This is a genomic window from uncultured Anaerococcus sp., assembly GCF_947253225.1.
GTDB lineage: Bacteria > Bacillota > Clostridia > Tissierellales > Peptoniphilaceae > Anaerococcus.
Genome location: NZ_CAMXYR010000064.1, coordinates 1 through 7,575 on the forward strand (window position 1 = coordinate 1; position 7,575 = coordinate 7,575).

Annotated in this window: 11 protein-coding genes and 1 tRNA gene; 10 read left to right on the top strand and 2 right to left on the bottom strand. The window is 35.0% G+C overall.

Going from position 1 to position 7,575, the window contains the following annotated elements; translation table 11 throughout:
- Positions 1 to 132: 132 nt before the first annotated feature.
- Positions 133 to 209: transfer RNA gene (locus Q0W95_RS06800), tRNA-Pro, on the bottom strand.
- Positions 210 to 342: 133 nt separating this feature from the next.
- Between Q0W95_RS06800 and Q0W95_RS06805 the strand changes: the two genes are divergently transcribed.
- From Q0W95_RS06805 to Q0W95_RS06850, 10 genes are all read left to right on the top strand, one after another.
- Complete coding sequence (locus Q0W95_RS06805; RefSeq protein ID WP_297791183.1) at positions 343 to 831, top strand: ribonuclease domain-containing protein; 489 nt, start codon at positions 343 to 345, stop codon at positions 829 to 831.
- Positions 828 to 1,082, top strand: a complete 255-nt coding sequence (locus tag Q0W95_RS06810) for a barstar family protein (RefSeq protein ID WP_297791185.1) — start codon at positions 828 to 830, stop codon at positions 1,080 to 1,082. Before Q0W95_RS06805 ends, Q0W95_RS06810 begins: the two co-directional genes overlap by 4 nt.
- A 6-nt stretch (positions 1,083 to 1,088) precedes the next feature.
- Complete coding sequence (locus Q0W95_RS06815) at positions 1,089 to 1,439, top strand: GntR family transcriptional regulator (RefSeq protein ID WP_297791187.1); 351 nt, start codon at positions 1,089 to 1,091, stop codon at positions 1,437 to 1,439.
- Entirely contained in the window at positions 1,432 to 2,133 is a 702-nt protein-coding gene (locus tag Q0W95_RS06820; RefSeq protein ID WP_297791189.1) for an ABC transporter ATP-binding protein, read from the top strand. Before Q0W95_RS06815 ends, Q0W95_RS06820 begins: the two co-directional genes overlap by 8 nt.
- A complete protein-coding gene (locus tag Q0W95_RS06825) occupies positions 2,130 to 2,864 on the top strand; it encodes a hypothetical protein (RefSeq protein ID WP_297791191.1) in 735 nt (244 codons plus the stop codon). The genes Q0W95_RS06820 and Q0W95_RS06825 overlap by 4 nt, the downstream gene beginning before the upstream one ends.
- A gap of 9 nt (positions 2,865 to 2,873) precedes the next feature.
- Positions 2,874 to 3,614, top strand: a complete 741-nt coding sequence (locus tag Q0W95_RS06830; RefSeq protein WP_297791193.1) for an NAD-dependent protein deacylase — start codon at positions 2,874 to 2,876, stop codon at positions 3,612 to 3,614.
- Positions 3,607 to 3,978 (top strand): hypothetical protein, encoded by a 372-nt coding sequence (locus tag Q0W95_RS06835; protein WP_297791195.1) that lies wholly within the window; start codon positions 3,607 to 3,609, stop codon positions 3,976 to 3,978. Before Q0W95_RS06830 ends, Q0W95_RS06835 begins: the two co-directional genes overlap by 8 nt.
- Before the next feature lie 230 nt (positions 3,979 to 4,208).
- Positions 4,209 to 5,390 carry a coenzyme F420-0:L-glutamate ligase gene (locus Q0W95_RS06840; RefSeq protein WP_297791197.1) on the top strand — a complete coding sequence of 394 codons (1,182 nt, stop codon included), beginning with the start codon at positions 4,209 to 4,211 and terminating at the stop codon, positions 5,388 to 5,390.
- An 11-nt stretch (positions 5,391 to 5,401) separates the two neighbouring features.
- The gene (locus Q0W95_RS06845; RefSeq protein ID WP_297791199.1) at positions 5,402 to 6,355 is read left to right on the top strand and encodes a YitT family protein; all 954 of its coding nucleotides are present in this window, start codon (positions 5,402 to 5,404) and stop codon (positions 6,353 to 6,355) included.
- A 108-nt stretch (positions 6,356 to 6,463) separates the two neighbouring features.
- Positions 6,464 to 7,174, top strand: coding sequence for a hypothetical protein (locus tag Q0W95_RS06850; RefSeq protein ID WP_297791201.1), 711 nt, complete (start codon positions 6,464 to 6,466; stop codon positions 7,172 to 7,174).
- A 100-nt stretch (positions 7,175 to 7,274) separates the two neighbouring features.
- On the opposite strand, the gene rd is transcribed toward Q0W95_RS06850, so the two are convergent.
- On the bottom strand, positions 7,275 to 7,430 hold the full coding sequence (rd, locus tag Q0W95_RS06855; RefSeq protein WP_297791203.1) for a rubredoxin: 156 nt from the start codon (positions 7,428 to 7,430) through the stop codon (positions 7,275 to 7,277).
- Positions 7,431 to 7,575: the final 145 nt, after the last annotated feature.

Genomic DNA, 7,575 nt, shown 5'->3' on the forward strand with positions numbered 1-7,575 from the left:
ATTACATTCCGCTTAAAATATTATTAAATTATTCCGTGTTTACGGGTGCAGGTCACTCTTGGCTGCTATTTTTCATAAAAGCTATTAATTTTTTAGGACAATAAAAAAAGCAACTGATGTTGCTAATTTATTTGGTCGGGGTGAAAGGATTCGAACCTTCGACCTCATGTTCCCAAAACACGCGCGCTACCAAGCTGCGCCACACCCCGTCGTCAACTGACTATTATAGTATACGATATACTTTTTTATTTGTCAAATATTTTTTTTGATTTTTTTAAAAACTAGATATTTCTTAGGTCTTTAATAACAATCTGATATAATGATACCATAAGGAGGAGAAAAATGAAAGTTAAAAAATATTTTTCTTATTTACTCGCTCTAATTCTTTTACTTTTTGTTGGATGTAAGCTTGGCTCAAATGCTAAAGTCGATTTAACAACCAAGCTTAACCAAGCAAGTTCTAATAATTCTTATGAAAACAAGGATAATAAAGATATCAAGGAAGATTCTCCCTACTATAGTTTGGAGGATGTAAGTGTGTATCTAATTAAGTATAAGAGACTGCCTAAAAATTACCTGACCAAATCTGAGGCAAAAAAGCGTGGCTGGCTTCCTAAGGAGGGCAATTTGTGGGAGGTTACCGATAAGGGAGTTATTGGTGGAGATTATTTTGGAAACTTTGAAGGAAAACTTCCTAAGGGTACCTACAAAGAGGCAGATGTGAATTATGAGGGTGGCAGACGTGGGTCTGATAGGATTATTTTCGATGATAAGATTAATATCTATTACACTAAGGACCACTACAAAAGTTTTGAGAGGATAAATCCATGATAGAGATTGATGCTAAGTTGTTTACTGACAAGGAAGAATTTTATAGGATTGTTAATGAAGAGCTTGATTTTGACTATGAGGTTAGGAATTTAGATGCTCTTTTTGACCAGCTAAGTTGTCTTGATGATAGACTAAGGGTTGTAAATTATGGGAAAATTTATGAGAACTTAGGGGACTTTGGCTCTAAGGTGATTGGAGTTTTTTTAGAAGCGGTCAAGATGGATGATGTAAAGATTGATTTTGTTAGTTGAGGTAATATGAATTATAGGTCAAAGCAAGATGAGATTAGAGATTTTCTGGCTCTGGAACTAATTAATGGCAAGGTTTGTGAGGGAGAGAAAGTTCAGGATATGAAATTTTTTACTGGTAAGTTTAAGGTCAACCCTAGCTATGTTCAAGGGGTTCTTGAGCTTATGGAAAAACAAGGCCTTGTAGATAAAAGAATCGATTACTATTATTATAAGAGGGATGCTGAGATAATATCAAGGCTTAAAGATGAGTTTTCAAATAGGTTCATCAACTCTTTCCTAGACGATATGGCAAAGGTTGGCTATGGTTTAGATGAGGCTGTGGAGCTTTTAAAGATGAGGAATATGGCAAATGGATAAGTTAATAACGATTAATAATTTGAAAAAATCCTATAAGGACACCCTAGCTATTGACGGACTAAGTCTTGAGCTTGAGAGGGGCAAGGTTATTGGCCTTCTAGGACCAAATGGGTCGGGCAAGTCAACTCTTCTCAAACTCCTTGTAGGTCTTCTTAAAAAAGATGAGGGGGAGATTTTAATTGAGGGAAAGCCTGTAACCTACAAGGATAGGGCAAAGATTTCCTACCTACCAGATACCTACTACCTTTTTGACAAGTTAAGGGTAAGTGAAGCAATTTCTATGTATGAAGATTTCTATAAAGATTTTGATAGAAAAAGATGCGATAGGCTGATTGATTTTCTCAAAATTCCAAGAGATAAGTCGACTAAAGATTTGTCCAAGGGACTTAGGGAAAGACTTCTTATTAGCCTTACCCTAGCAAGAAATGCTGAAATTTATATACTGGATGAGCCCGTAGATGGAGTTGACCCTGTTGCCAAGCAGGCGGTTATAGATATAATTATTGAAAATATGGATAGTGATAAGACTTTTATTATTACAACCCATCAAATAAGGGATATGGAAAATCTCTTTGAGGATGTAGTTTTCCTTGACAAAGGAAGAGTTCTCTTTCATAGGAAGGCCAACGAAATAAGAGCAGATTATGGCCTTGATTTAGCAGATTATTATAAGGAGGTCTTTGGTATCTTATGATAAATTTTATTAAATATGACTTAAAAACTAATAAAAATTATATATTGACAATCATGCTTATCCAAAGTATTGTCCTAGGTCTTGCAGTTTTGGCGAAATTTTTTACTCCTATTCATTTGATTTTGGGAAATAAGGCTGTAACAGATGTTTTGCTCATAGCAAGTATCGTATTTTTTCTTGGAATCAACATGACTTTTGCCATAAATTTTATCTACAAGGACTACTTTACCAAAAGAGCCATGCTTACCTTTAGCCTCCCAATTTCTGTTAGGGAAATTGTCCTAGGCAAGGTTTTAGGTATAAGTATTTTTTACTTGCTAAGTGGGACTTTGTTGACCCTATCCCTTTATTTCTTAGGCTACAAGATAGGGACAGACTTTATCTACTACTTGGTATTTGGTTTGCTTTTGATAAATGTAATCTCCCTTTGCCTAAACCTAAATATGGCAAAGTCTCGATTTACAAAGACGATTTCGTGGCTTTCCATGCTTGTAACTCTTCTTGCAGTTATTATCCCAATCCTACTTCTTACAAGCTTTTTTGCCCTAGTTCTTATTGATGGCAAGATGGTTAGGACTTCTGGTATGGGACTTGCCTTTATTTTTCCTTTTGCCATAGGAGATGAAAGTCTTTATAAGATTATTACACCCTTTATCTACTATATTTTTGCAAGTGTTATCTTGTTTGGAATAAATGTTACTTATATAGAAAAAAATTTAGACTTGGCTTAGGAGGAAGTTATGGATAATATCAAAAAAGTACAAGAACTTATAAGAAATTCAAATAACATAGTGTTTTTTGGGGGAGCAGGTGTATCGACAGCATCTGGAGTTCCTGATTTTAGATCGGCAACAGGTCTTTACAACAGGAAAAATAATTCTGAATATTCACCAGAATATATGCTAAGCCACGAATTTTTCCAAAACCATCCTGATAAGTTTATGACTTATTGCAAGGAAAACTTGATGCTTGAAGGGATTAAACCAAATCCTTGCCACCTAGCTCTTGCAAGACTAGAAAAAATGGGTAAACTAAAAGCAATTATAACTCAAAATATAGATAGCCTCCACCAAGAAGCAGGAAGCAAGAATGTTATTGAACTTCATGGCAACCTCAGGGATTATTACTGCACCAAGTGTGGCAAAAACTTCGATCTCTCTTATGTCAAAAAATTTGATAACCTAGTAACTTGTGATTCTTGTGGAGGAGTTGTTAGACCTGATATAGTTCTTTATGGAGAGGGGCTTGACCAAAATAACATAAGTTATGCTATAAATCTCATAGCCAATGCCGATGTACTAATTATTGGAGGTACAAGCCTTGTAGTTTATCCTGCAGCAGGACTAATCGACTTTTATAGGGGTAATAAGCTAGTTCTTATCAATAAAGATGTTACGCCTAAGGATAAAAGGGCAGATTTTCTCATAAAAGACGATATATCGAAGGTAATGGAAAAGTTAGTAGAGGGATTAGATGAATAAAAGACATGGAATAGATGAGTACGGAATATTTTTGATATGGATGGCCATAGCTATAACACTTGTTTCTTACCTGGTGAAAAGTTCAATTCTCAATATATTTTCCCTACTTACAGTAGCCTATGCTGTATATAGGGTTTTGTCCAACAACCAGTACAAAAGGCTCATGGAAAATAGGATGTTTAAGGAGAAATTCCTAGATCCTATCAAAAATCAAGTATCTATTGGCAAAAAAAATAAAAAAGATAAAAATTTTAAATATATATCCTGTCCATCTTGCAAGCAAGAACTTAGGATACCAAAGAATAAGGGAAAGATTAAGGTAAAATGCCCAAAATGTGGCAATAAATTTGATGCTAGAAGCTGATTTTAGCATCTTTTTGTATAAAATGATTCTCTTTTTTGTAGCAAAATTTAGAAAATAAATTTAATAAGTTTATTTTTTGGCTAAGAAATTTTGTTTTTGGATTAATAGAAATATTTTATTGAGGTATTTTATTTTATAAAAAGTTTCCTGAAATGTGTAAAATTCTTTAATAACTCGCATTGTAAAGGGCTTTTAATTATTGTATAATTCAATCGAAAGGGGAATTAATTATGGAAAGAATAATTGGAACAGCAGCAATGGGCCTTAGAGCCCCAATAATCAAAGAGGGCGATGACCTCGTATCTACAGTTTTTGATGTAGTAAAAAAAGCAAGTGATCAAGGAGATATTAATCTTCGTGATAAGGACGTAGTATGTGTTACAGAATCTCTTGTAGCTCGTGCTCAAGGTAACTATGTAACAATCGAAGATATCGCCAAAGACGTTAACGCAAAGTTTGAAGGTGATGAACTAGCAATCCTATTTCCAATCCTAAGCAGAAATAGATTTTCTATCCTACTAAAGGCTTTTGCCCTAACAGGAAAGAAACTTCACATTTGCCTATCATATCCACAAGATGAAGTAGGTAACTGGCTAATGGATGAAATGGATTTGTTTAATTCTGACATTAACCCTTACCAAGATGTACTTGATATTAATCAATACAAAGAATTGGCAGGAGATTACAAACACGAATTTACTGGCATTTCTTACCCAGACCTTTACAAAGAAATTGCGCCAAATTCAGAAATTCACTTCTTGAACAACCCAGTTGACGCCCTACAATTTACAGACCAAATTCTTGTATCATCAATTCACACTAGAAATCTTGTAAAGAGAAAACTTGAAGAAAATGGTGCAGGCAAAGTTCTAAAACTTGATGAAATCATGACAGCTCCAATTGATGGTTCTGGTTTCAATGAAAACTATGGTCTATTAGGATCTAACCTTTCAACAGGAAATATGGTAAAACTATTCCCAAGAGATGGACAAGTTTTCGTAGATAGCCTTCAAAAAAGATTGATTGATGAGTTTGATAAGAAAATCGAAGTTATGATTTACGGTGATGGAGCCTTCAAAGATCCAGTTGGAAAAATTTGGGAGCTTGCTGATCCAGTTGTATCCCCCGCTTACACAAGTGGACTAGAAGGAACACCAAGTGAGCTAAAAATCAAATATATAGCAGATAATGAATTAACTGACTTAGAAGGAGAAGACAGGGACGAGGCAATGAGAGATAGAATTTCTCACAAGGCTAAGGAACTTGTTGGAAAGAATGAAACTCTTGGTACAACTCCAAGACAAATCACTGACCTTTTGGGATCTTTGTGTGATCTTACAAGTGGTTCTGGAGATAAAGGAACCCCAATCGTCCTAATCCAAGGATACTTCGACAACTATTCAGATAAATAAAGGAGATAAAATTGCAACAAGAGCCTTGCGAAAGACGAAAAAATAGCAGGTATTCTATAAATTCCTACATAGAGGATAGGAATAGAAGAATACACAACCACGACCCTATGAGTGTGCAAAAAAGGGTATTTTTGATGAGCTTTGCATCCATCTTTATGGCTTGCGGAACACATTTTTTCAAATATCCTAATAGCTTCGTTATAGGTGGAGTTGAAGGAATGAGTATTATAGCAAGTATGTTTGTGCCTTTCACTAGGCCCCAGCTTACCTTGTTTATCAATGTTGCTCTCCTTGTTATTGCTTTTTTCGTCTTGGGCAAGAAATTTACCCTAAGAACAGGTTATGTTGCAATACTTAACTCACTTACTGCCCTAGCCCTAGATAAGATTATGCCTATTGATGGCACTCTTACAGGAAATACCATGCTCGAATTTTTTTTCACGTTGATAATGAGTTCAGTAGGTTCGGCAATTTTATTTAATATTGCTGCAAGCTCTGGTGGGACTGATATTGTTGCGATGATAGTGAAAAAATATAGTCATTTGGAAGTGGGCAAATCCCTTCTGTTTGTAGATTCTCTCTTTACCATAGCATCCATTTGGGTCTTTGGTATAGAGATTGGTCTTTTCTCAATCTTTGGACTTTTGATTAAGGGTCTTTGTGTAGATGTAATTATCTCATCAATGAAACAAGCAAAGATGTTTATTATAATAACATCAAAAACTGAAGAGATAGGTAGTTTCATAAAAGATGACCTAAATAGGTCGGCTACCGTGATTAATGCTAGAGGTCTCTACCAAGGTAAAGATCTTACAGTATATCTTTGCACAACTAATAAGATGGAAGCACCTAAGTTTAGGATGTTTATAAAAAATATTGACCCAAAGGCCTTTATCACAATAGTCAATACCTCCACAGTTATGGGTAAGGGTTGGTATCAGACAGATGAACTTACTGATGACTAAACTAGAGGGTTTGAGCTTAGCTCAAGCTCTTTTTTTGTGAAAATATTTAGGAAATTTGTTTGTTGAGTTTTTTGTTGTAAGATATAAGTGAAAGAATGTGGTGAAATTATGAAAAAAACTCGCAAGAAAAATTTAATGAATATTTGCTTGATGGTCTTAGCAATGGCCCTACTTCTTATAAGTCCTTCTTTCGCCGATGGAGAAGAGGGCAAGGAGAAGCCTTCTACACAAACGAATGAGCCAACCCCCAAAGACAAATTAGTGATAACTGAAGGGGCAGCTGAGGATGAAAAACCTAGCATAGATGAAGTTTTAAATCCAAAGCTTGAAGAAAAGCCTAAGGAAGTTACCAAGCAAGCAAAGACTACAGAAAAAACTAAGTCCCCTGTGGAAGATTCCAGCCCAAAAGACGATAAAGCCAAGAAAAAGCCAGAGGCTGATACAACTAGGTCAAGGTCAGCAAATATAGAAGATAGTCCTAGTTATGAGGATGAAGAAGACGCTCTTGGGGCTAGTTATAGTTACGATGAAAGCATAGGCGATGAAGCTAGTCTAACTAACAATGAACCTGCAAGTGTTATAAAAGAGGAAAAGGAAAAAAAGGAGTACCTGGAAAAGCAAAAGAAAGAAATTTTAGCTCTTGAGGTAAGGCCAAATGATGATAAGAAAGAAACCCCTTCCTTTAAGAAGGAAAGGAAAAGCTACAACCAACCTCAAAAAAATAGGACTGCTAGCTACTTTATAACTTTAGCTTTCCTAATTGTAGTAGGGATAGGATATGTGGTCTATAAAATTATTAAAAAGAAAAAAATTAACTAGCAAGGAGAGGAATTTATTGGTCAACCAGGGATTAATTCTTATCTTTGCTAGTTTTTTTAAAAAATAAAAGAGGGGTCTACAACCCCTTCAAAAATTTTTATTATTCAGCTTCGAACATATCTTTGCCAACTCCACAAACTGGGCAAGTCCAATCCTCAGGAAGTTGATCAAATTCTGTACCTGCTTCGATTCCGTTATCTACATCTCCTTCTGCTGGATCATAGATATAACCACATGCTGTACATACGTATTTCATATTAGAATGTCTCCTTTCATTCGTTATATTTATATTATACCACTTTTTATATAATTCTAAACATGATTTTAATAAGATATAAAAATAGATTGATCATAAGCTTTTTGGGTATCATTAATATGGGAGAAGAATATGGATATCATAA

Bases quoted from the DNA above. Each gene is read 5' to 3' on its own strand.
- Q0W95_RS06840 (WP_297791197.1), top strand. From the start codon at position 4,209: ATGGAAAGAATAATTGGAACAGCAGCAATGGGCCTTAGAGCCCCAATA.
- Q0W95_RS06835 (WP_297791195.1), top strand. From the start codon at position 3,607: ATGAATAAAAGACATGGAATAGATGAGTACGGAATATTTTTGATATGG.
- Q0W95_RS06805 (WP_297791183.1), top strand. From the start codon at position 343: ATGAAAGTTAAAAAATATTTTTCTTATTTACTCGCTCTAATTCTTTTA.
- Q0W95_RS06820 (WP_297791189.1), top strand. From the start codon at position 1,432: ATGGATAAGTTAATAACGATTAATAATTTGAAAAAATCCTATAAGGAC.
- Q0W95_RS06830 (WP_297791193.1), top strand. From the start codon at position 2,874: ATGGATAATATCAAAAAAGTACAAGAACTTATAAGAAATTCAAATAAC.
- Q0W95_RS06815 (WP_297791187.1), top strand. From the start codon at position 1,089: ATGAATTATAGGTCAAAGCAAGATGAGATTAGAGATTTTCTGGCTCTG.
- Q0W95_RS06825 (WP_297791191.1), top strand. From the start codon at position 2,130: ATGATAAATTTTATTAAATATGACTTAAAAACTAATAAAAATTATATA.
- Q0W95_RS06810 (WP_297791185.1), top strand. From the start codon at position 828: ATGATAGAGATTGATGCTAAGTTGTTTACTGACAAGGAAGAATTTTAT.
- rd (WP_297791203.1), bottom strand. From the start codon at position 7,430: ATGAAATACGTATGTACAGCATGTGGTTATATCTATGATCCAGCAGAA.
- Q0W95_RS06850 (WP_297791201.1), top strand. From the start codon at position 6,464: ATGAAAAAAACTCGCAAGAAAAATTTAATGAATATTTGCTTGATGGTC.